The 24,196-nt window shown below is 35.1% G+C and carries 20 protein-coding genes; 10 read left to right on the top strand and 10 right to left on the bottom strand.

All coding sequences use genetic code 11. The features are described 5' to 3' along the window. Window positions 1-48: 48 nt before the first annotated feature. The 7 genes from mnmG to H6W52_RS12835 all read right to left on the bottom strand — a co-directional run bounded on the left by mnmG (window position 49) and on the right by H6W52_RS12835 (window position 8,382). Window positions 49-1,911 carry a tRNA uridine-5-carboxymethylaminomethyl(34) synthesis enzyme MnmG gene (mnmG, locus tag H6W52_RS12865; RefSeq protein WP_116098706.1) on the bottom strand — a complete coding sequence of 621 codons (1,863 nt, stop codon included), beginning with the start codon at window positions 1,909-1,911 and terminating at the stop codon, window positions 49-51. 197 nt (window positions 1,912-2,108) lie between these two features. Beyond that, window positions 2,109-2,516, bottom strand: a complete 408-nt coding sequence (ybeY, locus tag H6W52_RS12860) for an rRNA maturation RNase YbeY (RefSeq protein ID WP_076391051.1) — start codon at window positions 2,514-2,516, stop codon at window positions 2,109-2,111. Window positions 2,517-2,523: 7 nt separating this feature from the next. After that, window positions 2,524-4,683, bottom strand: coding sequence for a patatin-like phospholipase family protein (locus H6W52_RS12855; RefSeq protein WP_116098705.1), 2,160 nt, complete (start codon window positions 4,681-4,683; stop codon window positions 2,524-2,526). Window positions 4,684-4,686: 3 nt separating this feature from the next. Then, window positions 4,687-7,134, bottom strand: a complete 2,448-nt coding sequence (locus H6W52_RS12850; RefSeq protein WP_116098704.1) for a bifunctional UDP-N-acetylmuramoyl-tripeptide:D-alanyl-D-alanine ligase/alanine racemase — start codon at window positions 7,132-7,134, stop codon at window positions 4,687-4,689. Continuing rightward, window positions 7,134-7,436 carry a hypothetical protein gene (locus H6W52_RS12845; RefSeq protein WP_116098703.1) on the bottom strand — a complete coding sequence of 101 codons (303 nt, stop codon included), beginning with the start codon at window positions 7,434-7,436 and terminating at the stop codon, window positions 7,134-7,136. Before H6W52_RS12845 ends, H6W52_RS12850 begins: the two co-directional genes overlap by 1 nt. After that, window positions 7,417-7,737 (bottom strand): hypothetical protein, encoded by a 321-nt coding sequence (locus H6W52_RS12840; RefSeq protein ID WP_087706688.1) that lies wholly within the window; start codon window positions 7,735-7,737, stop codon window positions 7,417-7,419. The genes H6W52_RS12845 and H6W52_RS12840 overlap by 20 nt, the downstream gene beginning before the upstream one ends. A 54-nt stretch (window positions 7,738-7,791) precedes the next feature. After that, window positions 7,792-8,382, bottom strand: a complete 591-nt coding sequence (locus H6W52_RS12835; protein ID WP_076391046.1) for a thymidine kinase — start codon at window positions 8,380-8,382, stop codon at window positions 7,792-7,794. Window positions 8,383-8,442: 60 nt separating this feature from the next. Between H6W52_RS12835 and H6W52_RS12830 the strand changes: the two genes are divergently transcribed. The 5 genes from H6W52_RS12830 (at window position 8,443) to H6W52_RS12810 (ending at window position 14,471) form a co-directional block, all read left to right on the top strand. Beyond that, window positions 8,443-9,933, top strand: a complete 1,491-nt coding sequence (locus tag H6W52_RS12830) for a hypothetical protein (RefSeq protein WP_116098702.1) — start codon at window positions 8,443-8,445, stop codon at window positions 9,931-9,933. 8 nt (window positions 9,934-9,941) lie between these two features. Continuing rightward, complete coding sequence (rsmI, locus tag H6W52_RS12825; protein WP_076391044.1) at window positions 9,942-10,616, top strand: 16S rRNA (cytidine(1402)-2'-O)-methyltransferase; 675 nt, start codon at window positions 9,942-9,944, stop codon at window positions 10,614-10,616. Then, window positions 10,617-12,092 (top strand): WG repeat-containing protein, encoded by a 1,476-nt coding sequence (locus H6W52_RS12820; RefSeq protein ID WP_116098701.1) that lies wholly within the window; start codon window positions 10,617-10,619, stop codon window positions 12,090-12,092. It abuts the gene before it with no gap. A gap of 312 nt (window positions 12,093-12,404) precedes the next feature. Continuing rightward, complete coding sequence (gene fabG, locus H6W52_RS12815) at window positions 12,405-13,148, top strand: 3-oxoacyl-[acyl-carrier-protein] reductase (RefSeq protein WP_087706694.1); 744 nt, start codon at window positions 12,405-12,407, stop codon at window positions 13,146-13,148. 3 nt (window positions 13,149-13,151) lie between these two features. Further along, window positions 13,152-14,471: a DUF6056 family protein gene (locus H6W52_RS12810; protein WP_116098700.1), complete on the top strand. Its 1,320-nt coding sequence runs from the start codon at window positions 13,152-13,154 to the stop codon at window positions 14,469-14,471. 3 nt (window positions 14,472-14,474) lie between these two features. Here the strand turns inward: H6W52_RS12810 and H6W52_RS12805 are convergent, their stop codons facing one another. Next, window positions 14,475-15,209 (bottom strand): DUF1835 domain-containing protein, encoded by a 735-nt coding sequence (locus H6W52_RS12805; RefSeq protein ID WP_185216736.1) that lies wholly within the window; start codon window positions 15,207-15,209, stop codon window positions 14,475-14,477. Between the two features lie 3 nt (window positions 15,210-15,212). After that, window positions 15,213-16,253 carry a GMP reductase gene (locus tag H6W52_RS12800; protein WP_116098698.1) on the bottom strand — a complete coding sequence of 347 codons (1,041 nt, stop codon included), beginning with the start codon at window positions 16,251-16,253 and terminating at the stop codon, window positions 15,213-15,215. Between the two features lie 556 nt (window positions 16,254-16,809). Between H6W52_RS12800 and H6W52_RS12795 the strand changes: the two genes are divergently transcribed. Genes H6W52_RS12795 through H6W52_RS12785 form a run of 3 tightly spaced genes read left to right on the top strand, consistent with a single transcriptional unit; the run spans window position 16,810 to window position 19,193 of the window. Continuing rightward, window positions 16,810-17,565, top strand: a complete 756-nt coding sequence (locus tag H6W52_RS12795) for a prolipoprotein diacylglyceryl transferase (RefSeq protein ID WP_116098697.1) — start codon at window positions 16,810-16,812, stop codon at window positions 17,563-17,565. Next, window positions 17,543-17,779, top strand: coding sequence for a hypothetical protein (locus tag H6W52_RS12790; protein ID WP_116098696.1), 237 nt, complete (start codon window positions 17,543-17,545; stop codon window positions 17,777-17,779). Before H6W52_RS12795 ends, H6W52_RS12790 begins: the two co-directional genes overlap by 23 nt. Before the next feature lie 10 nt (window positions 17,780-17,789). Continuing rightward, window positions 17,790-19,193 (top strand): radical SAM protein, encoded by a 1,404-nt coding sequence (locus H6W52_RS12785; protein ID WP_116098695.1) that lies wholly within the window; start codon window positions 17,790-17,792, stop codon window positions 19,191-19,193. 315 nt (window positions 19,194-19,508) lie between these two features. Here the strand turns inward: H6W52_RS12785 and surE are convergent, their stop codons facing one another. Then, window positions 19,509-20,279 (bottom strand): 5'/3'-nucleotidase SurE, encoded by a 771-nt coding sequence (gene surE / locus H6W52_RS12780; protein WP_116098694.1) that lies wholly within the window; start codon window positions 20,277-20,279, stop codon window positions 19,509-19,511. Between the two features lie 312 nt (window positions 20,280-20,591). Here surE and H6W52_RS12775 point away from each other — a divergent pair, with 312 nt between their 5' ends. Next, window positions 20,592-22,721, top strand: a complete 2,130-nt coding sequence (locus tag H6W52_RS12775; protein ID WP_116098693.1) for a carboxy terminal-processing peptidase — start codon at window positions 20,592-20,594, stop codon at window positions 22,719-22,721. A gap of 251 nt (window positions 22,722-22,972) precedes the next feature. After that, window positions 22,973-24,049: a virulence RhuM family protein gene (locus H6W52_RS12770; protein WP_116098692.1), complete on the top strand. Its 1,077-nt coding sequence runs from the start codon at window positions 22,973-22,975 to the stop codon at window positions 24,047-24,049. The last annotated feature ends 147 nt before the right edge of the window (window positions 24,050-24,196 follow it).

Genomic DNA, 24,196 nt, shown 5'->3' with positions numbered 1-24,196 from the left:
AATTTTTGATTGTATTTTTATGAATGTTTCACGTGAAACATTTTCGTTTTAGCGTCCTAAATAAACCAATAAAACGTTAATATCTGCAGGCGAAACTCCGCTGATTCTTCCAGCCTGTGCAATTGTTTTTGGTTTTACATTCGTCATTTTCTGCTTGGCTTCTGCGGAGAGACTCGAGATTTTAGTGTAATCGAAATCTTCCGGAATTTTAATGTTTTCCAGACGGTTCAGTTTAGCAACATTTTCTTTTTCTTTCTCAATATATCCTCTATATTTGATATTCACTTCTGCCTGTTCTCTTACTTCATCATCAAATTTAGAAGAAACTTCGTTGATAAAGTCGATTTGATCCAGTTTTTCCAACGTCATATTCGGTCTTGTAAGAATCTGAGCTGCTCTGTAAGCCTGATCAACAGGACTGCTTTCGATCGTTTCCAGAATAGGATTAATTACTCCCGGCTTTAAAGAAGTTTCCCGAAGAAAGTTCTCAAGTTCCTCACTCTGAGCGACTTTCTCATTTACTCTTTTTAGTCGTTCTTCTTTGGCTAAACCTAAATCAAAAGCTTTTTGCGTTAATCTGATGTCTGCGTTATCCTGTCTTAAAAGAAGTCTGTATTCTGCTCTTGAGGTAAACATTCTGTACGGTTCTTCTGTTCCTTTTGTGATAAGATCATCAATTAAAACTCCGATGTAAGCTTCATCTCTGTTAAGGATAAATTCATCCTGTTCCTTTACTTTGTTGTGAGCGTTAATTCCGGCAATAAGACCTTGTCCGGCTGCTTCTTCGTATCCCGTTGTCCCGTTGATCTGTCCCGCGAAGTACAAATTATCAATTAATTTTGTCTCCAAGGTATGCTTCAATTGGGTAGGAGGGAAGTAGTCATATTCAATAGCATAACCCGGACGGAATACTTTTACGTTTTCGAATCCCGGAATATGTTTCATTGCTTTAATCTGCACATCTTCCGGAAGGGAAGAACTGAATCCGTTTACATAGATCTCTACCGTTTTCCAGCCTTCAGGTTCTACAAATAACTGGTGTCTGTTTCTCTCTGCAAAACGGTTGATTTTGTCTTCAATACTCGGACAATATCTTGGTCCTAAACTTTGAATCGTACCATTGAACATTGGGCTTCTGTCGAAACCTTCACGTAAAATATCATGTACAATTTCGTTGGTATAAACAATGTGACAGCTTAATTGTTTGGTTAATTTAGGGGTATCTAAATAGCTGAATTTTTGAGGATTTTCATCTCCTTTCTGTTCTTCCATTTTAGAATAATCCAGACTTCTTCCGTCTACGCGGGGTGGGGTACCAGTCTTCATTCTTCCTGCTTCAAAGCCTAAAGAAACGAGTTGTTCTGTAATTCCAAAAGCTCTTGGTTCGCCCATTCTTCCGCCTCCTAATTGTTTGTCTCCAACGTGGATCAAACCATTAAGGAAAGTTCCGTTGGTAAGAACTACAGAACGTCCTTTGATCTCTATTCCTAATGAAGTAACCACTCCGGCAACTTTATTATTTTCGATAATAAGCTGCTTTACCATGTCCTGAAAGAAATCAAGATTGGGTGTATTTTCTAAAGCCAAACGCCATTCTTCCGCGAAAAGCATTCTGTCGTTCTGCGTTCTCGGCGACCACATGGCAGGACCTTTGGAAAGATTTAGCATCTTGAACTGGATCGCAGATTTGTCTGCTACAATTCCGGAATATCCTCCCATCGCATCGATCTCTCTTACGATCTGTCCTTTTGCAATTCCTCCCATTGCAGGGTTGCAGCTCATCTGTCCGATGGTCTGCATATTCATTGTAATAAGCAGCGTCTTTGAACCTAAATTGGCTGCTGCAGCTGCTGCTTCACATCCTGCGTGACCGGCACCCACTACGATTACATCATATATTTCTGAAATCATTTTTTTTTGCTTGTTTTAAGCCTTAATTTTTACTCTTTTTTACAAATGTTTCACGTGAAACATTTGTAAATTTTATTGTCTTAAATCTGTTCTGTTGCGCTTTATTTAGCCCCGATCACAGCATTTGTCTGAGCTCATTTTCTTTTGAAAAAAGAAAATAGCGAGTGCGGAGAGCGGGATTAAGCTCTAAAAAAAACTTAATGGTATTTTGCTAAATAATGATCTTCTTTTCCTCGCATCTGCAGTTCTTCTTCTTCTGTTTTATCTTTATATCCGCAAAGGTGCAGAATGCCGTGAGCCAAAACTCTACGTAATTCTTCTTCGTAATTTCTGGATAGGGTAGAAGCGTTGTCTGAAATGCGCTGCAAAGATACAAAAATCTCGCCGCTTATGGTCTTCCCTTTTACATAGTCAAATGTAATGATATCAGTATAGTAGTCGTGCTGTAAATAATCCTGATTTACCTTGAGTAAATATTCGTCGTCACAGAAAATATAATTGATCTCGCCCAACTTTTTTTCTTCTGAAAGAATAAGATCTTCCAGCCATTTTTTGTATTCTGTGTTTACCGATTCGGGTAAGTTTTCGTAAAAAAATTGTATCATTTCGTAATTAAAACCAGTGTCCTAAAATAACACTGAATATGCCTTTTTGATTGTTTTTAAGTGAATGGCTGAAGTTGATTTTGATCTGCCCGAAAGGAGATTTGTATCCAGCCGTTAATCCTACTGAACTGAAGTTTAATTTTACCGCATCCTCAAAAGTTATATCATTGGAAAGATTGGCAAATGAAAAGTTTCCGCTCAGGAAATAGTTTTTATTGAATTTAAACTGAAGGTCGTTTGAAATTAAAACCACATTATTGCTGTTCAGCTGAGCAAAATAAAATCCTGAAAAGCTTCTGTAGTTTACAATATTCTGTTCAAAGATTCCGCCCAGTCTGTATTTGTAGAAGTCGGGAAGGTTTTCGCCGATGGTGATTCCTCCGTAAAGATTGAGTCTGTAGGAAAACTGTTTTGAAAGAGGAAGATTTATTCTGATGTCTGCTTTTACCTGAACGAGTCTTTTTTCTACTTCAGATTTTAAAAGATCAATTACTTTTCCTTCTGCATTAATGTAAATTCCGCGGGTAGGGAAGTCTCTGTCGTTTTGCGTATCGCTTTTCAGAAATACGTACGGATTGAGAAATCTGCTGTATCTTTTATTGTCTCCGTTGAATTCTGCTTCGAAATAATCGTGACTGATTCCGCCGCCAATGGCAAATTTATCTTTCCAGATCGACTGGAGGTAGGCTTCATTTCTCAGCCAGAACCATTTGTCGATTTCGTTGTTATTGTTGCCTCTTAAACTGAAGCTCATTCCCGAAGAATAAATTCCGAAGCCCGGAATATATCCGTTATCAATAAAATAGTTTAAATAATATCGGGGTTTGTCTCCCACAACAACATCAAGGGAAAGATTTGAATTTCGGAATAAAAGTCGTTTTGCTGAATAATTTAAAAGAAGTCCGGTTTTGAAAATTTCGTCGTAATGTAAACCGAATTTTAGAAAGTGTCTTGTATCGTCTTCGGTAACGTAGAGCTTAAGGTAATTTGAATTGTTTCCGGAAATAATATCGTAATTGATGAATTTGTAATTGTTGGTGGCGACTAATTTATCAATCTGTTTATTGATGCTTCCGTAGGTTTGCAGAGAAGGAAGCCGCAGTCCCATTTTCCCTAAAACATAATTTTTACCGTAAATTCTGCTTCCTTCTATTTCGAGACTGTCGATTTTATAGACATTGGAGTAAATAGGGCTCATTTGCTGTCTGATTCTGTCGAAAGGTCTCTTGGGTAGCTGATTGAAAATATCGACGTATTTTAAGCCTTCTACGTAGCCGCTGTCGAGAATTTTTTTCTTATCATCATAACTTGTAGCCGTCATGCCTGTTAAATTAGGCTTGATGTTGATGTCGGTATATTGATATTGTCTTTTGGTATCTTTTTTAATTCCGAAATCAATGACCTGATTTAAGATGGCAATAATGCTGTTCAGATCTTCACGTTTTGAAAGATCCTGATTGAGATCTACTCCGATAACGATATCAATTCCTTTATCTTTTAAAGGTTTGGAAGGGTAGTTCACCGTCATCGCTCCGTCAATATAAATACTGTCGTTAATTTTTACAGGATCCATGAGTGAAGGAAATGCAGAACTTGCCATAATCGACTGTACCAGATCTCCTTTTTCAAAAATCTGCATATTGCCGCTTTCCAGGTTGGTCGCGACGCACATAAAAGGAATAGGAAGTTTGGAGAAATCGTCAATATTGGAAACATTTTTGAAAAGTTCCTTCAGCAGATATACATTTTTCTGTCCGGAACTGATGGAAGAGGGCAGGGTAATTTTTCCGTTTTTAAGAGGAATAGACAAAAGATATTTGTCAACGGATTTATTAAAGAAAGTTGTTTCCTGTCGTTTTGCTTTGGGATCAGTGATTAAAGAATAGAAATCGGTATCCATTACAATCTTTTCTATCTCTTTTCCGGAATATCCTGAAGCGTACAGTCCGCCGACAATGGCTCCCATACTTGTTCCTGCAATATAATCTACTTTTACGCCCAGAGAATCCAACACTTTAAGTACGCCTACATGAGAAAATCCTTTAGCTCCGCCACCTGCAAGAGAAAGTCCTATTTTGGGATTTTTCGGTATAACGAGATCTTTCTTTACCTGAGACTGAATCAGAAGCAATTGAAAGGCAAATAAAATAATCAGGAGCTTTCTCATAGGCTAATCTTTAATATAAATCCGTTTCACGCGTGGCGAAATGGAGGTTAAAACTTCATAGGTTATTGTTTTGCAGTAGTCTGCGAATTCTTTTAAACTTGGTTTTGCATTAAAGACGGTTACAGTATCGCCTTCTTTTACATTGGGGATATGATCTACGTTAATCATCATCATATCCATACAAATGCTTCCTACAATCGGAGCAAGGGTTTTGTGGATTCCTACATTACCGACCTGGTTTCCGATTAATCTTGGGATTCCATCGGCATATCCTACAGGAATAGTGGCTATTTTCGTCTGATGATCTGTTTTAAATCGACGGCTGTAACCTACTGATTCTCCGTTTTCTACCGTAGAAATTTGAGAGATTACCGTTTTAAAACTTACCACAGATCTTAACTGTTTCTGTATTTCACTATTCGGTGATTCTCCTAGCATTCCGATACCGATTCTTACCATGTCGTACTGATGATTGGTGTAATTTGTAATTCCTGAAGAATTTAAAATATGTCGGATAGGAGTGTACCCTAATTTTTCTATCAGATAGCTGGAATTTTTCTCAAAGGTTTCTAGCTGATGTAAGGTAAATTCTTTTTCATCCGGCAAATCTGAAGAAGAAAGATGGCTGAAAATACTCTGAACTTTTACATTCATTGAATTTAAAGTCTCACTTAACTGATCCAGTTCATTACCTTTAAAACCAAGACGATGCATTCCTGTTTCCAGTTTGAGGTGGATCGGATATTTTTTATCGTATCCGGATTTCTGAACGGCTTCATAGAATAATTCCAGAACTCTGAAACTGTAAATTTCCGGTTCCAGATTATAGGCGATCACGGTTTCATAACTATGCTGTTCAGGATTCATGACCACAATAGGAACCGTAATTCCTTTTTTCCTGAGTTCTACACCTTCATCAACGAAAGCGACTCCAAGATAATCTATGTGATGATGCTGTAAAAATTCCGAAATCTCATAACTTCCTAAACCATAAGAGTTTGCTTTTACCATCGCCATCATTTTTGTGGATGGCTTTAGTAAAGATTTATGGTAATTGATGTTATGAAGAATAGCATTCAAATTAATTTCTAAAACCGTATCGTGTTTTCTGAGTTCAAGCAGATCTTTAAGTCTTTCGATCTCAAATTTTCTTGCCCCTTTTAATAGAATGATCTGGTTTTCAATTTCTGTAAGGTGTTTACTTTCAATTAATTCCTGAGTATTGATGAAAGTAAAAGTTTTAGCTTTAAATAATTCACTAAATTTTGATATTTTATCACCGATCAGGAAAACAGAATCGAATTTCTGCTCGTTTACAAGCTCGGAGACTTCTTCATAGAGTTCTTTCGAATTAGAATTTACCCCTACAATATCTGTAAGAACCAGAGATTTTTTCGGTTTGTTGTATTCATTGAGAAATTGAAGAGCGGTTTTCAGAGAATCAAGATCAAGGTTAAAAGAATCATTGATGATAATATTGTTCTTAATCCCTTCAATTGCTTCAAGCCTCATTTCAACGGCTTTTAAAGCGTTGATTTTTTCGACGATCTTTTCGTTTTCAATACCAAGATCCTTTAAAACCGTTACAAGCGCCAAAGCATTCGTTAAAGTCGCTTCATCTCTCTGATGAACCGGAAAAGAAATTTCTTCGTCGAAATAATGTACCGTTACCTCTTCGTTTTTCGAAATATTGTTTTTGAAATAGACCTGATTGTATTCTTTAAAGCCGTAAGAAATTAATTTTTTACCTGAATATAATTCTTTTATCTTTTTGTCAACCAAAGGATTATCTCCGTTATAAATAACCGTTTCAGAATGTTTGAATAATTTGATCTTTTCATCAATCAGCTCCTCCTCCGATTGGAAGTTGGCAAGATGAGCAGTTCCGATATGGGTAAGCAAACCAATCTGCGGATGGAAAATATTTTCGAGCTTTTCCATTTCGTTCGGCTTGGAAATTCCTACTTCAAAAATTCCTAACTGATGAGAATTATTAATCTGAAGCAGAGAAAGCGGAAGTCCGATCTGAGAATTGAAACTCTTTGGGCTTTTTACCGTTGGAAATTCATTCCACAGACATTGATACAGCCACTCTTTTAAAATTGTTTTTCCGTTACTTCCTGTAATTCCGACGGATTTTAAATGAGCATTTTCAAAATGAAATTTAGCTAATTTTTGAAGAAATTCCACAGAATTCTCAACAATGATCCACGTAATATTTTCAAACTGCGGATGATGATGTTCGGAAATGATGACGTTTATTCCACGGTCTACCGCAGATTCAATGAACTTTTCCCCGGAATTTTTTGAAGTATTGATCGCTATAAACGCAGTATTTTTAGTAGAATAAATAATTCTGCTGTCGAAAGCTATATTCCTGATCAATGTATTTTTGTCTCCAATAATCTTCGCATTGGTGATTTCTGCGATATCCTCTGCTGTAAAGTTCATTATAAATCGTCTATGATGAATTTTTTATCTTCGTCCTGAAAATTATTATATAAACGTAATATTTTCAGATAATTTGTTTCTAATCTGTAGATAAGTGTTGTCTGCTCTGTGATTAGAATTTTATTATAATCCGGAAATTTTTCCAGTTTTTGAAATACTACTTTTCTGTCAAGAATTAAACTAATTCTGTGGTTAAGAATATGTATAAAATTCTGATATTCTTTATAGGTAAATCGAGTTCCAATATAATCTTCTATCTGCTCGAGATTCTGAAGAGCGAATTTAGACCACCTTATTTCCATACTTTTTCAGAAAACGTTCTTCAGAAACTTTCATTACTTCGTCATGTGTATGATAAATTCCGTTTTCAAAATCATTTTCAGCTTCTTTTAAAGAATTCAGGAAAGACTGTTCCGGTTCTATAATTTCCGCAATCTTCAGCAATTCCTCAGGAAGAAATTTTTTTTCTTTCATTTTTCTGAAAAACGTAGGCTCGGAAATTCCGCTTTTTTCAATGATGTATTTCATTTTGAAAGGCGAATTTTTCAGAATCTCGTCAATAGAATTGCTGATCTTTATGTAATTTTTAATTTCTAATATCATTTTCTGATAGTTTTCACTATTAAATTTTAAACAAAATTAATAATAAATTTGATATTAAATCTCTTTTTTATTCAAAACTTCATCCACAAAAACTCTTCTGCTTACCGCATCGTAAGATTCTGTTTCTCCGAGTTCTACAAGATCTTTTCCTGCGGAAGTTCTCATAGAATAATTGGCAAGATTTCCTGTTCTTCTGCAGATCGCGTGTACTTTTGTTACATATTCTGCAGTTGCCATCAGATTAGGCATTGGTCCGAAAGGTCTTCCGAGAAAATCCATATCCAGACCTGCAATAACCACTCTTATTCCGCCGTTTGCCAGTTGATTGGCTATATCCACAATGCTTTCATCAAAAAACTGCGCTTCATCAATTCCCACTACATGACAGTTGGAAGCCAGCAAAAGAATTTCGCTGGGATTTTCTACCGCCGTGCTTCGGATTTTATTCTGATTGTGCGAAACCACATCTTCATCCGAATATCGGGTATCCAGTTTTGGTTTAAAAATCTCTACATTTTGCCCTGCCATTTCAGCTCTTCTCAGCCTTCGGATCAACTCTTCGGTTTTTCCGGAAAACATTGAGCCACAAATAACTTCCATCCAACCACTTTGTTTGGAATGATTAATTGTATTTTCTAAAAACATTTGTTAAATTAGCCGTATATTTTTAACTTCAAAAGTAAGCAATTTTAACAAGATTCTTCTATGCAGAACATCCAAGATTTAAAGGAAAAGATTTTTTTTGAATCCAAGAATATCATTGGTATTTTGGATAAAATAAGCAACGTAGACGAACTTTCGTCAAAGCAGGATCTTGTGGAAGAGCTTGCCAACAGAATTTCGTTTCTGCGTCTGCTGGAAAAAAATTTAGAGTATTTCGGAAGTGAAAATTCTTCGCTGATTTCAGAAAATAAAGAAAAATTTTCTTCACCCGCTCCTTTGCAGGAACCCCATGATTTCAGCAGTGAAGTAACGGAAGAAGAAGCTATTTTCAATAATGAGCTTAATGAAATTGACGGAAGCGAATCCGGAAATTATTCAACTGAAGTCACTGAAGAAGAGGCAATTTTTAACAATCAATTAAATGAGATTGTAGAAGGTGAACTTCACGAAACTTTAGTTAATTTTGCAGAGGAAAATTCGCAGGATGAAATTCAGAATGATCTGAAAGAGAATGAAGATGTTTTCAATGCTCAGTTAAATGAACTGGATGAATATGAAACTTCTGAAAACAGTGGATCGGATCTGAATTTTGTGGATGAAGAAAGAATTCTGGCAAATTCTGAACCCGAAAATGATGAAGAAATCTCGGAAGAAATGTTTAATGACAGCAAAACGGAAGAAGAAGTTATTTTTAATCATCAGTTAAATGAAATTGATGAATTTGAAAACGAAATTTCGGACAATCGTGGAGATATTCTGAATTTTGATGAAGAAGAGAAAATTCAGAACAATTATCAGTATAAAAATGAAGAAGAATCTGAAAAAATCCCGAGTATTTTTGATGGAGAAGTTTTAGATGAAAATGAAGAAATTTTAGTGGAAGAAAATGATGATCAGTATTCTTCCCGCACAATGATGGAACAGGGCGAATTGGCGACCGATACTTCAAATGCTGAAAACATTGTTAACGAAATTAAAAATGAAGCAGTTGTTGAAGAAAAGCAAGAGCAGCCTATTTTAGCAGAAATTAATGACAGAAGAAAAATTGTTGAGATTAATAAACCTGTTTCTGAAGAGAAAGAACATTTAAAATCTGATGAAAGCTTTGAAAATCTCGAAGCCTATCATCATGATAAAAAGATAAAACTGGCAAATATCAAAGGTCTGAAAGCGGTACAGTCGCTTTTTGATGATGATCATCTTGAAAGAGATATGCCGGAAAAAGCAATTCCTGTTGAGAAAAAAGAAGAGACAGGAAGTATTTTAAAGACCAATATTCCAACCGAGTTTATGGAAGCGGAAAAGAAAAAGCCTGAGTTTAAACTCGATCTGAACGACAGGATTGCTTTCACAAAAACATTATTCGGAGGAAGCCAGACGGAGCTGAATGAAGTGGTAAATAACCTGAATAGTTTCAGAACACTGGAGGAGGCAAAAGAATACCTGAGTGATCTTTATTATGCCAAAAAATGGAGCAAAGTGGACGAATATGCACAGAGACTGTGGATATTGGTGGAAAATAAATTTTTATAAACTAAATTTTGAGCGGAATCTTATATTTTGTTCCTACACCGATCGGGAACCTCGAAGATATGACCTACAGAGCGGTAAATGTACTGAAAGAGGTTGATTATATTTTATGCGAAGACACAAGAACTTCCGGAATTCTTTTAAAGCATTTCGAGATTTCCAAGCCTTTAAAATCCTATCATTTACACAACGAGCATCAGACAACGGAAAAAGTAATTACAGATCTTAAAAGCGGTCAGAATATTGCGATTATTACCGATGCAGGAACTCCCGGAATCTCAGATCCGGGTTATTTGTTGGCAAAAGCAGGTTCCGATCATCATATTGAAATGATCTGTTTACCGGGAGCAACCGCTTTTGTTCCGGCTTTGGTGGTTTCAGGATTACCGAATAACGAATTTCTTTTTGCCGGATTTCTTCCTCAGAAGAAAGGCAGACAAACGAAGCTGAAACAACTCGCAGAAGAGAAAAAAACAATCGTTTTATACGAAAGTCCCCATAAAATCAATACTACACTGGAGCAGATAAAAGAATTTTTCGGCGAAGAAACCAAGGTTAGCTTAAGCCGTGAGATTTCCAAAAAGTTCGAAGAAACCAAACGCGGAACAATTCTTGAACTCATTGAGTTTTCCAAAAGCAAAACGTTAAAAGGTGAGATTGTTCTCATCGTAAATAATTCCATTTAATTGAAAAATTTAATTTTCGTGCTGCTTTCGTCGGTCTGTTTCGGGCAGACGGATCAGTACAAACAGATACTTTTAACAAAAAAAATTGGCAAAGAAGTCCGTTTCTATTCCAAAGGATACGGAATGATTTCTGATGCCAAAACCGGAAAATCCGGAATTGTAGATTCTCTGGGCAATATCACTTTTGAGTATCCTTCAAAAAGTGAAATTTCGCATTTATGGAAAAACAGGTTTGTTTTGAGGGTAAAGGCGGGAAATTCCAATGGAAAGACGGCGATTATTGATGCGAACGGAAAGGAAGTTATTCCGATGGATCTTTTCAAATTCAGAACCTGGGAAAATAAAGACAGGCTTATTTATTCAAAAAAAGGAAAAGACTGTGTGTACGATTTTAACGGGAAAGAAATTATCCCTTTTTCTGAAAGAATAGTTTTTGGAAGCGAAAACAGATTCTTTGTTAAAAATAACGGAGTATGGCTGATTTATGATTTTGACGGAAAACAGATTTCAGACCGTCCTTTTACCGATGATCTTCGTTTCTACAAAGGCAGGGCTTATCTTTCGAAAGGTGAAAAATCCGGAGAAGTTATTGATAATAATGGTAAAACCTTAAGCACCATTTCGGGACATAACGTAGACAATATTAATGCGTTTCCTTATTTGGTAACTTTAGATACTTCTAAAAATAAATACGGAATTATTGATGAAAAAGAAAACATCATTGCCGATGAAATGTATGAACAGGCTTTCGTGGGAAGAGAATACATTTACCTTACCAGAGAAGATAAAGTAAGTATTTTTTCTAAGAAGGAAGGGAAGGTGTATGATCTTGATTATCATTATGTAAACCCTCTTTTTAATGGGTTGTTTAAAACCTCTCAGGATCAGAAAAATCCAAAAACTGCCGTTGTCCGTTTAAACGGAGCAGTGGTTTTTCCGAAGGAATATGACAGGGTAGAAGGTCTGAACATTGCCGGAGAAAAATATCTCTATCTGAGAAAAGATGACGAAGAAAAAATTCTGGATAAAAATTTAAAAAATATCCTGAATGACGATTACCAAATCGAAAAAATATTCCCCAATACACTGATTGTCAATAAAAACGAAACCTTTTACACATTTTCTCCTAAAACTGGAAATTATAAAGAGCTGAAAGGATTTAAAGAAGTAAAGCCTTTTGAACTTTATCCTACTTTAGTCGGGAAAAACATAGACAATTTTTACGGCATGATGGATGAAAGCGGTAATGAAATTGTACCTTTTGTCTATGATGACATCACAACATTTTTGGGAGTTAACGAATTTGTGGTGAAAAAAGATAATAAATTCGGCGTTACCAACGACAAAAATGAACCTTTAACGGAAATTGTCTACGATAAGTTTTTTTCGGATAAAAAAGGCATCAGACTTACCAAAGGAAAAGAAACAGAATTCATCTACTTTACAGAACAAAAAGACAGAAGTTTTATTGATTAATTGCATAATTGGAAAATATTTGAGGTCTCTGCTGAGTGAATAGTTTATGCTGAGCTTGTCGAAGTAGCTTTGCGAACACAAGAACAGTTGGTATATAAAAGAATCTTAGCGACCCTTTGCGTTAAAAAGCAGTATGATTAATAACGAATATCAAAAAACAGGCATAAATTTTCGCTAAAAAAGTGATTTAAAATGCATTGAATAACATTTTGTAATATCTTTGCGCACTGTTTTATTTCTGTAAAATTAAATACTGTATATTAGCCAACTTTCAAAAGGCGAATACGTTATAAAGAAAAATAATTGTCATATATGAAACTATTAGAAGGAAAAGTAGCGCTAATTACGGGAGCTACACGAGGAATCGGAAAAGGAATTGCCGAAATGTACGCCGAACAGGGTGCAAAAGTAGCATTTACTTACGCCGGATCTGTAGAAAAAGCGAAGGAATTGGAAGCAACTTTAAGTTCTGTAACTCAAATTAAAGGGTATCAGTCTGATGCATCAGATTTTGATGCGGCTCAGACTTTAGTAGATGAAGTAATCGCTGAGTTTGGGAAAATTGATATTTTGGTAAATAACGCAGGAATTACAAAAGATAATCTGCTTTTGAGAATGTCGAAAGATGACTGGGATAAAGTAATGAAAGTAAATCTGGATTCTGTATTCAATCTTACCAAAGCGGTAATTAAGCCCATGATGAAGGCAAAAGCAGGATCGATCATCAACATGACTTCTGTAGTAGGAATCAGCGGAAATGCAGGACAGGCAAACTATGCAGCTTCTAAAGCGGGAGTTATTGGTTTTACAAAATCTGTGGCGCTGGAATTGGGTTCCAGAAACATCCGTTGCAACGCAATTGCTCCGGGATTCATACAAACTGAAATGACGGATGCTTTAGATGATAAAGCAAAAGAAAAATGGAACGAAGCCATCCCGATGAAAAAACTGGGACAGACCAGAGATATCGCAAATGCGTGTGTATTCTTAGGAAGCGAAATGTCTTCTTACGTTACAGGACAGACGTTAAACGTTGACGGAGGTCTGTTGACATAAAATATGAAAACGGTACAGAATATTACCTTATTCTTGTCGGTTTTACTACTAATCGGTCTGGTTTACATTTCCTTTTTTAATGTGTATCAGACCGATGATTATATCTATTCCTACGGAACAATGAAGTTGGGATTTCTGGGGAATGTCTGCGATTTTTATATGCATTGGGGAGGAAGATATTTTGGCTATACCATTAATATGCTAAATCCTGTTTCTAAAGATCCGTTCAATATAATCCCGAAAATCTATCCTGTATTTTTACTCACTTCTTTTCTTGCAGTCATTATTTTAAATTTCAGACTGTATTTTAATTATACCTTTACAGAAGCACTAAAAAAGAGCCTGTTATTTTTCTTTATTTATACGGTTGGATTAATCAGTTTACCGGAACATTATTTTTGGATCACAGGATCTAATGTCTACTTTTTACCGGTTATTTTATCAGGTCTTTTATTCTTTTTTTATGGAAAGTTTCAGCAATCACACAAAAAATGGTGGTTCTTTTTAAGCGCTGTTATCATTTTTATTCTGATGGGGGCAAATGAAATCATCGCGCTGCTTTTGTTAGGAGCACTGAGCTTTATATGTTTTGAGAAACCATCAAAGGAAAATAAAATTCTTTTAGCCATCGGAATTATCGGATTTCTTATCAGCTTTTTAGCTCCCGGAAACTTCAACAGAATGGTAAAATCTAATGATGCTTTTTATTGGATATGGACCAAAAGAGCGGCTTTTTTCACTTTTAATTTTGGCTACATTTTTATAAAAATAGTATTTCTTATTCCTTTATTTACTTCTTTGTTTTTTGAAGAACTTTCTGCCTTAAAAAGCAAAATTAACTTTATCAAAGCCTGTATAATTTGCATGATTTCATTGTTACCTTTAATGTTTTTGGGCTATCTGATCAATATTGTAGGAAGACAAAACGATAATATTGTCATCTTCTTTTTAAGCACGTTTTCTTTCATTTTACTATACAAAAAAGAGAATATAAAAAGATTTTGGTGGATCAGTTTTTTAGTCATCTTTCTGCCGGAAACAGATTTTTTCAGTCAGAGTTATTCAGGGTTTAATATAGATTATAACATGAATAATTTCGTTCAGGAAATCGCTGTAACAGATCTGAAAGCGTATGATGAAGAAATAAAAAGCAGAATTTCTTTAATTCAAAATTCAAAAGAAGACTCTTTAAAGATTGATAAAATAAGAGAAGTGCCGAAAATACTGTATTTTGATGAATTGTCTTCCGCAAAAGAAGAGAAAAAATACGTTAATGATCAGTTGGAAAAATATTTCAACAAGAAAAGCATTGTTGTAAAATAAGTGCTATTTTTCTTGAAAAACTTTGTCATAAATAAGCTTCACCTGCAAATCTCCGAATCCGAAAATTCCCAGCTCATCACGGAACTTTTCAAACACCTCACTAAAATCTGTTATGCCGTTCTGTATTAAATTTTGAATAAATACTTCAGGATTAATGTTTTGATAAGCGGTAATTAATTCAGGTAAAAAACGAAAGCAATCAGATTGAATTTCAGAAAGTTGTTTTAATTTATTTTGACGATTACTTTGATAAGCTTCCCATAAATTCTGCCCCAATTCAAGATCCTTTTGTTTAAATAAAACTCTTGAGGTTAATGTTTTTTCCAAATCAAAACGGTCAGAATCCGAAAATCCCTTCCATTGGTTTTCTTTCGATGCTTTTGGGAAAATCCTGTAGATGTTGATATTTTTATCCTTCGGAATCAGCGTTAAGCAAAACCACATATTAACCTGACAAAAAAGATCATCTTCAAACCAAAGATGTACCTCAGAATCTTCCGGAATCTGCATTATTTTATTGCATTCTGAAACCACTTTACGGTAATAATTTTCTTTTGTATCACCATAATTTTCAGCAATAAATTCTGATCTTACTTTCCAGAAAACATCCAGATTTTCAGCCTGTAAAGAACCTGTAACTAAAGCTTCTCTACAGATAATCATCTCGCCGGAAATAGTTGTTTCCTTCAATTGCTCAGCGAGACAATCACCATTTGTAATATTAAATATTTTGTTCAATTGTTACTCTTTAAATACCTGATTTTCCTGCTCCTGAACTCTGATGAAAGTCGTTCTTTTCGACAGCTCTTTCAGTTTTGAAGCTCCCACATAAGTACAGGTAGAACGAACGCCGCCTAAGATATCTTTTACCGTATCCAGAACCGGACCTTTGTAAGCTACTTTTACGGTTTTTCCCTCCGAAGCACGGTATTCTGCAACACCTCCCGAGTGTTTATCCATGGCCGTTTTTGAACTCATTCCGTAAAAAAGTCTGTATTTTTTACCGTTTTCTTCCACTATTTCACCACCGCTTTCATCGTGTCCTGCAAACATTCCGCCCAACATTACAAAATCTGCACCGCCGCCAAAAGCTTTCGCCACATCTCCCGGAACTTTACAGCCGCCATCCGCAATAATATGACCTCCTAAACCATGTGCCGCATCGGAACATTCTATAATTGCCGAAAGTTGAGGATATCCCACTCCGGTTTTCACTCTCGTTGTACAAACCGAACCGGGACCAATCCCGACTTTAATGATGTCTGCGCCGACTAACAGAAGTTCTTCAACCATTTCTCCGGTTACAACATTTCCGGCAATGATGATCTTATCTGGGAAATTTGCCCTTGCCTTTTTCACAAATTCCACAAAATGCTCAGAATAACCATTGGCTACATCAATGCAGAGAAACTCGATTTTTGGATGTCTTTCGAGGATGGTTTTTATTTTTTCTTCATCGGCTTTTCCGGTTCCTGTGCTTAATGCGATATACTGATAAATGTTTTCAGGCTGAGAATCTAAAAATTCTGACCATTCTTCCACAGAATAATGCTTATGAACTGCTGTGATGATTTTTTCTTTTGCCAGTTCTACCGCCATTTCAAATGTTCCCACCGTATCCATATTCGCAGCAATCACGGGAACGCCCTGCCATTTTTTTCGGGTATGTTTAAAGGTAAATTCTCTTTCAAGATCAACTTCAGAACGGGATTTCAGGGTAGAACGTTTCGGACGGAACATTACATCCTTAAAACCCAGTTTAATATCATATTCTATTCTCATAATTCGGATAATTATTTTAATTAAAATTATGAAAAAGATTGATTCTAATCTTTATTTAAAAGGATTTTATAAATTATTTATGATTGTCTGTTATTTGTTATAATTGGAAAAAGCTTTGAGTTCTTTGCTGAGTGAAACGCCCTTGCGAACTTAAAAACAGTTAGTATATAAAGAATCTTTGCGAGTCCTTTGAGTTAGAAAAAAAGTATGATTAGCGGATAATCAAAAATTATTTAATACAATTTAAATCTTGATTCAGAAGCTTACTAAATCATAAATACGATCACAAAAATCGACATATGAAGCTGAAGCATTAAGAAAATTACAATTTATTCCGTTAAAAAATTCCCACTGTTTGAAGCGCGAGGCAAATTTTTAATCAAAAGACCCCAATTGAATTCGCGCAAGTTTTGGGAATTTTAGGAATGAATTTTAATTTTTAGCATTCAGATTCAAAGTCTTGAACTTTTCGTTCTTTTGTTTCAAGACAAAAGAACCACATATAAATTTAAAGAAAAGCGAATAAGTTTTAATTAAAAACAATACTTTTGAAACCATGGAATTTCCTGTGACACTTCATATTTTAGGCAAAGAAGTTTTACTGCATCCCGTTACGGAATCTTTAGGGATTTTTATAGGAATGCGGTATTATACTTTTGCCAAAAGAAAAGATAAAGAGAAATTCAGCAGTGTCAATTCATTGCTGATTCTTATTGCTGCCACTCTGGGCGCGCTGCTCGGTTCCCATATCATTGGTTCGCTGGAAAGACCTTACGATTTGATGAAAGCTGAAAATGTTTGGATGTACATCTGGCTGAATAATACCATTGTGGGAGGTTTGGCAGGTGGTCTCATTGGAGTGGAGCTTATGAAGAAAATTATAGGCAAAAAAGAAAGTACGGGTGACAAAATGGTTTATCCTTTAATTACCGCTATGTTTATAGGAAGGATCGGATGTTTTTGTACAGGGATTTACGAGGAAACTTACGGATTACCAACACGTTCAATGTTCGGAATGGATTTAGGAGATCATATCAGCAGACATCCCGTCGCTTTATACGAAATGTTCTTTTTATTGATTTTTTTTATCGCACTGAAATATTTTCAAAAGAATTATACATACAGATCCGGAGTTTTATTCCAGCTTTTTATGCTTTCTTATTTCTCATTCAGATTCATACTGGATTTTATTAAGCCTAAATTTAATATCATTTTGAATCTGAGCACAATACAAATCGTATGTTTATTAGTGATCATTTACTATATTTATCTATTGAAAAAAAATAATCATGAAATTATTAGAAGTCGGTAATTTTGGAAATAGCGAGCTTAACGGATTGGGAATCTTATTTCTTTGTCTGGGACTTATCATCTTTGCAATTTCCATTTTAATTGCCATCATCATCGGAATTATGTCTGCGGCAAGTTCTGAAAAAAAGTACAGTTTTAAAGTTCCTTTGATCGGAATTCTTATCGGAATTCTTACGTTTATTGCGGGAGGATGCATCTGTGGTTTTAGCCTGTAAAAACGAAATTATGCCAGTAAGAAATTATACGTATTACGATTATACCATAAGTCTTTGTCCGGAATGTCTGAAAAGAGTCGGAGCAAAAATTATCATCGAAGACGAAGCGGTTTTCATGACGAAAAGATGTCCGGATCACGGATTTTTCAAAACTAAAATTGCTTCTGATGTTCAGTATTATAAAAATATCAGAAACTACAATAAAGCGTCAGAAATTCCGGTACATTTTGGAACCGATGTAGAATATGGCTGTCCTTATGATTGTGGTTTATGTGTTGATCATGAACAACATAGCTGCCTTTCTATTGTGGAAGTAACAGATCGGTGCAATCTTACCTGTCCTACCTGCTATGCGATGTCTTCGCCACATTACGGAAGCCACAGAAGTCTGGAAGAGATCGAAGCCATGTTTGATGTTATTGTTAAAAATGAAGGCGAACCGGATGTTGTTCAGATCAGTGGGGGAGAGCCGACAATTCATCCGGAATTTTTCAAAATCATGGATATTGCGAAGTCGAAACCCATCAAACATTTAATGTTAAATACCAACGGGGTAAGAATTGCCAATGATCCCGGTTTTGCCGAAAAACTGGCAACGTACGCTCCTGAATTTGAAATTTATCTTCAGTTTGATTCCTTTAAACCGGAAGTTCTGGAAGATTTCAGAGGAAAAGATTTAACAGACGTACGAATGAAAGCATTAGAGAAATTGAATTCTTTAAATCTTTCGACTACCCTCGTTATTGTTCTTCAGAAAGATAAAAATATTGATGAAATCGGAAAAATTATTGATTTTGCCCTTAAACAGAAATGTGTCCGCGGAATTACCTTTCAGCCTGTAGAAATTGCAGGAAGAAACCGCGAAGATTCTGCTCATGAAAAAATTACTTTAACAGAAGTAAGACAGGAAATTCTCAATCAGTTTCCTTTGCTGAATTCGGATGATATCATTCCGGTTCCGTGTAATCCCGATGCTTTGGCGATGGGATATATTCTGAAACTGGAAGGCGAAACGATTCCTTTAACACGATACATCAATCCTGCTGATTTACTGAACAATGAAACCCGGAATACCATTGTTTACGAACAGGATACCGGATTACAGATGCAGCTTCTGGATATTTTCAGCACCGGAATTTCTGTAGATAAAGTAAAACCTAAAGTTAATCAGTTATTGTGCTGTCTTCCTGACGTTTCCGCACCCAATCTGGATTATGATAACCTGTTCAGAATTATCATCATGAACTTTATGGATGCGCATGATTTTGATGTCCGCGCTGTGAAAAAATCCTGTGTTCACATTGTAAATAAAGACCTGAAAATGATTCCTTTCGAAACCATGAATTTATTTTACCGTGATGATAAAAGCAAATATCTGGAGGAATTGAGGAAAGAGGATAGAGTTTTGTTTTAATTTCTTTCAACAAATTTCACCGCTATTTATGAATTTTTTGTATTAATAATGATATAGGGAAATGGAGCGTTAAAAAAATTACTTCTGTGAACGTTAAAAAAATTCTACTGTTTGAGCGCGAGAGGACTGTTTGAACCGAAGAACAAATCTTGAATTCGCGCGAGTTTTAGAATTTTTAGAGAACAGAATTAATTTTTAGCGAAAGTTCCCAAGTCTTGAATTTTTCGTTCTTTTGTTTGACGACGTCGAATCTTCGATTTCAAGACAAAAGGATAATAATAAGGCGTAAATTTTTTTACGCCTCAATATTTATGTTTAATCAAAATTCATCACCTCATTCAGCGTATTCATATACTCGTAAGCTGTAAGATCGAATTTCACCGGAACAATAGAAATATATCCATTTGCTAAAGCGGTTTCATCGGCATCTTCAGATTCGTCCATATTGTTGAAATAGCCGGTAAGCCAGTAATATTTTTTTCCGTGAGGATTTACTCTTTCATCAAAGCTTTCTTCCCATTTTGCGTGTGCCTGTTTGCATACTTTTACGCCTTTTATTTCCTCTTTCGGAAGTTTCGGAATATTCACATTTAAAACAATTCCTTTCGGCATTGGGTTTTCCAGAGTTTTTCTTACAATATTCTGAATATATTCTTTCGCCTGTGTAAAATCTGCTTCCCAGCTGAAATCCAGCAAAGAAAATCCGATGGCGGGAAGACTTTCTACCCCCGCTTCAACAGCAGCAGACATCGTTCCCGAATAAATAACATTGATGGAAGAATTTGCTCCGTGATTAATTCCTGAAACCACAATATCCGGTCTTCTCGGAAGAATTTTGTCAAGAGCCATCTTTACACAGTCAACAGGAGTTCCGCTGCACGAAAAATCCTTTTGCGGACCGTCGAGATGTACTTCTTCGTAACTTAAAGTAGAATTTATGGTAATCGCATGACCTTTACCACTTTGTGGAGAGTTGGGCGCTACAACAACTACTTCTCCGATTTCGTTCATAAAACTGATAAGATTTCTGATTCCCGGTGCTGTAATTCCGTCGTCATTCGTAACCAGAATAAGTGGTCTTTCCATATTAAATTTTTAATTGTAACAAATATAGCATAAAGAGTTTCTTCGGAAAAACTTTGCGTTTAATTATTGTATGAAATGTTTATGCCTTTTTATTCATTTTTGCGAAAACTAAATTTAAAAACTAACAATTCTCTTTTTTAAAAAACAATTTTAACAGAGAAAATGTATTGGAAAACGGATTTTGATAAAATTCCTTAAAAGTAACAGATATTTAGAAATAAGGTATTAAATTTGATAGTTTGTAACGGAGAATAAAAAATAACTACTTATTACAATACTTTTTTAAAATTAATAAAAATACATTACAGATTTATGTGGAAAAATTTTAAGCTAAATAAATTTTTACTCCTAATTCCATTAACAAGTCTAATGTTTTGTTTCAACTCGCCAAAGAATGATGACGAAAAGATGCAGACGATAATGGTGAGCGTTAAAAATACACTTTCTTATTTGCATTACAGCCCAAAACCCATTAATGATGCCTATTCTAAGGATGTTTATAAGCATTATTTTGAAATGGTAGATCCGGGAAAAAGATATTTCATTCAGTCCGATATGGATGAGTTCGGCAAACACGAAACGAAACTGGATGATTACATCAACCAGGGAGATCTTACTTTCTACAAACTTACCATCGACAGATTATACCAGAGAGTAGACGAAATCGATAAAATTACGCAGGATATCTTCAGCAAGCCGATTAATCTGGAAGAAGATGAAACGCTTATTTTAGAACCGAAAATGAAAAAAGTTCCGGCAAACAAGCAGGAGCAGTATAACGAGTGGAAGAAATTCATCAAATACAATATCCTTCAGGAAATTGAATCGATGAACAGCAAAGAAGAAGCTCAGAAAGAGAAAAAAGATTCTGTACAGAAATATAATCTGAAAGATACCATAAAATATCAGCCTCTTGCGCCGGATCAGAAGCTTAAAAAAGCAACCGATGAGGTGAAAGATCTTGTAAAAGAAACCTTTACGAGATTCAAAAAGAGAAAGAAAATGGATTGGTTTACAGTGTATATGAATGCCTATACAGAAGTTTTCGATCCGCACACCAACTATTATTCTCCAAAGGATAAAGAAGATTTCGATACCAATTTCACAGGAAAAGTAATCGGAATCGGAGCCATTATTCAGGAGAAAAAAGGAAATCTTTATCTCGGAGCTTTAACGATAGGCGCTCCGGCGTGGAAATCCAAGCAGCTTTCCGAAGGAGATAAAATTTTAAAAGTAAAATCTAAACCGAAAGAAGATGCCGTAAATGTTGTGGGAATGCTTTCTGATGAAGCGGTAAGACTCATCAGAGGAGAAAAAGGAACTCCGGTTACTTTAACCGTTCAGAAAAAAGACGGAACAATAAAAGAGGTTACCATGATTCGTGAAGAAGTGGCAATTGAAGATACTTTCGCAAGAAGTATTATTATCAACTCTCCGAATGGTAAAAAATACGGATTCATCAATTTACCAAGCTTCAACGCAGATTTTGAAAATCCCAACGGAAGAAATGCTTCTGATGATATTAAAAACGAAATCATCAAGCTTAAAGCTCAGGGAATAGAAGGAATTGTTCTGGATCTTAGAAACAACGGAGGAGGTTCTTTAACGGAAGTGGGAGACATCATGGGACTTTTCATGCAGGCAGGACCTTATGTTCAGGTAAAAGACGGAAACGGGAAAATTCAGACCTTAAAAAATAAAAATGAAACTCCGATCTGGACAGGACCACTGGTGATTATGCAGAACGAACTTTCCGCTTCAGCTTCAGAAATTTTAGCAGGTGTGATGCAGGATTACGGAAGAGCGATGATTATCGGTTCGCCTCAATCATTCGGAAAAGGAACCGTGCAGACTTTTGTGGATCTAAACAGATTCTTAAACACAGAAGACGATTTCGGATCTTTAAAACTTACCATCCAGAAATTCTACAAAATTACAGGAGAATCTACCCAGAGAAAAGGAATTGTTTCAGATATTCAGATGAAAGATCTTTTCACATATGCTGAAGTAGGAGAAAGATATGATGATTATGCTCTGGCTTGGGATAAAATTCCTTCTACAAGCTTCCAGAAGCTTAATTATTTCAACATTCAGGCGTTGGAAAAAGCAAGCAACGACAGAATGGCTAAAAATGCAAAATATCAGTTGCTGTTAGAATCCGCTCAGTGGAGAGAACAGCTGGATAAAGAAGAGACCATTACTTTGAATATCAATAAATTCAATGAATTGATGAAGCAGAGAAAAGCACAGATCGAGAAGTTCAAGTCTCTTACGAAATTTGAAAACGGCCTTCAGTTTACTTTGTATCAGAATGAAATTGAAAGAGAGAAAAAAGATGAAGCCTTCAAGAAAAAATCTGAAATCTGGATCAAAAATCTTAAGAAAGATCTTTACCTTCAGGAAGCAATGAACATCATTACAGACATGAGTGTAAAATCTTAATATTCAGATCGAAATATAAAAATACCGCTAACAAAAAGTAGCGGTATTTTTTATTTAATTTGCTGTATATTTTTTCACTCAAAATTTTATTTATATAATTAACTTCTTATATTTGAGAATATGTTAACTATAAATTCGATTCTCTTTGTTGCTTTGCTAAATACTTTTTCGATTCAACAAATAGGTATTAATGCTTAGGAAAAGCTTCTATGAAATGGAAATGTTATCATATTAATAATTAAAAACAAAGGATGAAAAATAATTTAGACAATCTTTCAAACTTTATATTTTATCAGACAGATGATGGTAAAATTAGTGTACAGGTATTTGTTGATAATGAGAGCGAAACTATTTGGGCTTCTCAAAAAGCAATGTCGGAAATTTTTGATATTAACGTAAGTGGAATTACAAAGCATCTTAAAAATATTTTTGAAGAAAATGAGCTGTCTGAAACAGGCAATGTGCAAAAATTGCACATTGCTAACTCTACAAAACCAGTAAATTTTTATAGTTTAGATGTGATAATATCTGTAGGATACAGAATAAACTCATATAAAGCAACTCAATTTAGGAGATGGGCAACATCAATTTTAAAAGAGTATTTAATAAAAGGATTTGTTTTAGATGAGGAAAGACTAAAACAAGGAAATCAATTATTTGGTAAAGATTATTTTGCTGAATTACTTGAAAGAATAAGGGAAATTCGTGCGAGCGAAAGACTTTTTTATCAAAAGATTACAGATATTTATGCAACATCTGTTGATTATGATCTTCAATCTCCCATTACGAAAGAATTTTACGCGACAGTTCAGAATAAACTTCACTGGGCAATTCATAATCATACAGCTGCAGAACTGATTAAATTGAGAGCTAGTGCAAATAAACCGAATATGGGATTAACATCCTGGAAAAATGAGAAAAAGGGAGGTAAAATATTAAAGACGGATGTTTCTGTTGCTAAAAACTATTTGAATGAAGAAGAATTGGGAGAATTAAACAGGGTTGTCACAATGTATTTGGATTTTGCGGAAAATATGGCTAAAAGGCAAAAAGAAATGAAGATGGTAGATTGGATAGCTAGATTGGACAGTTTTCTTTCATTTAATGAATACGATGTTTTAAAAAATTCAGGAAAAGTTTCTGCAACTATAGCCAAAAGGTTAGCAGAAAATGAATACGAAAAGTTTAGAATAATACAGGATAAAGAATATAAGTCTGATTTTGATAAAGTTATAGAAGAAATAAGAGTAACAGGAAATGTTTCTGAAAAAGCAGAGCCTAATAAGCAAAGTTTGGAGAATTTGGAAAAAAATGATGATTCAAATTAAAAAAAAGAACTAGTATTTAATCAGCACAAAGAATAAAACAAGGCTGTCTAAAAGTCAAATTATTTTATTTTGACACTATCCCGTAAAGTGTGTAAGTAGAAAAGTTAGGCTTGGATTTTATAATCTGAGCCTTTTTTCAAAAATAAG

Origin of the sequence: Chryseobacterium sp. C2(2020) (assembly GCF_014218915.1) — a bacterium.
Taxonomy (GTDB): Bacteria; Bacteroidota; Bacteroidia; order Flavobacteriales; family Weeksellaceae; genus Chryseobacterium; species Chryseobacterium mucoviscidosis.
The sequence above is the reverse complement of the archived record's forward strand: the minus strand, read 5'-3'. Positions and strand labels throughout refer to the sequence as shown.

Excerpts from the sequence above, each read along its gene's own strand:
- mnmG (WP_116098706.1), bottom strand. The coding sequence starts at position 1,911 with ATGATTTCAGAAATATATGATGTAATCGTAGTGGGTGCCGGTCACGCA.
- ybeY (WP_076391051.1), bottom strand. The coding sequence starts at position 2,516 with ATGATACAATTTTTTTACGAAAACTTACCCGAATCGGTAAACACAGAA.
- H6W52_RS12855 (WP_116098705.1), bottom strand. The coding sequence starts at position 4,683 with ATGAGAAAGCTCCTGATTATTTTATTTGCCTTTCAATTGCTTCTGATT.
- H6W52_RS12850 (WP_116098704.1), bottom strand. The coding sequence starts at position 7,134 with ATGAACTTTACAGCAGAGGATATCGCAGAAATCACCAATGCGAAGATT.
- H6W52_RS12845 (WP_116098703.1), bottom strand. The coding sequence starts at position 7,436 with ATGGAAATAAGGTGGTCTAAATTCGCTCTTCAGAATCTCGAGCAGATA.
- H6W52_RS12840 (WP_087706688.1), bottom strand. The coding sequence starts at position 7,737 with ATGATATTAGAAATTAAAAATTACATAAAGATCAGCAATTCTATTGAC.
- H6W52_RS12835 (WP_076391046.1), bottom strand. The coding sequence starts at position 8,382 with ATGTTTTTAGAAAATACAATTAATCATTCCAAACAAAGTGGTTGGATG.
- H6W52_RS12830 (WP_116098702.1), top strand. The coding sequence starts at position 8,443 with ATGCAGAACATCCAAGATTTAAAGGAAAAGATTTTTTTTGAATCCAAG.
- fabG (WP_087706694.1), top strand. The coding sequence starts at position 12,405 with ATGAAACTATTAGAAGGAAAAGTAGCGCTAATTACGGGAGCTACACGA.
- H6W52_RS12810 (WP_116098700.1), top strand. The coding sequence starts at position 13,152 with ATGAAAACGGTACAGAATATTACCTTATTCTTGTCGGTTTTACTACTA.
- H6W52_RS12800 (WP_116098698.1), bottom strand. The coding sequence starts at position 16,253 with ATGAGAATAGAATATGATATTAAACTGGGTTTTAAGGATGTAATGTTC.
- H6W52_RS12795 (WP_116098697.1), top strand. The coding sequence starts at position 16,810 with ATGGAATTTCCTGTGACACTTCATATTTTAGGCAAAGAAGTTTTACTG.
- H6W52_RS12790 (WP_116098696.1), top strand. The coding sequence starts at position 17,543 with ATGAAATTATTAGAAGTCGGTAATTTTGGAAATAGCGAGCTTAACGGA.
- H6W52_RS12785 (WP_116098695.1), top strand. The coding sequence starts at position 17,790 with ATGCCAGTAAGAAATTATACGTATTACGATTATACCATAAGTCTTTGT.
- surE (WP_116098694.1), bottom strand. The coding sequence starts at position 20,279 with ATGGAAAGACCACTTATTCTGGTTACGAATGACGACGGAATTACAGCA.
- H6W52_RS12775 (WP_116098693.1), top strand. The coding sequence starts at position 20,592 with ATGTGGAAAAATTTTAAGCTAAATAAATTTTTACTCCTAATTCCATTA.
- H6W52_RS12770 (WP_116098692.1), top strand. The coding sequence starts at position 22,973 with ATGAAAAATAATTTAGACAATCTTTCAAACTTTATATTTTATCAGACA.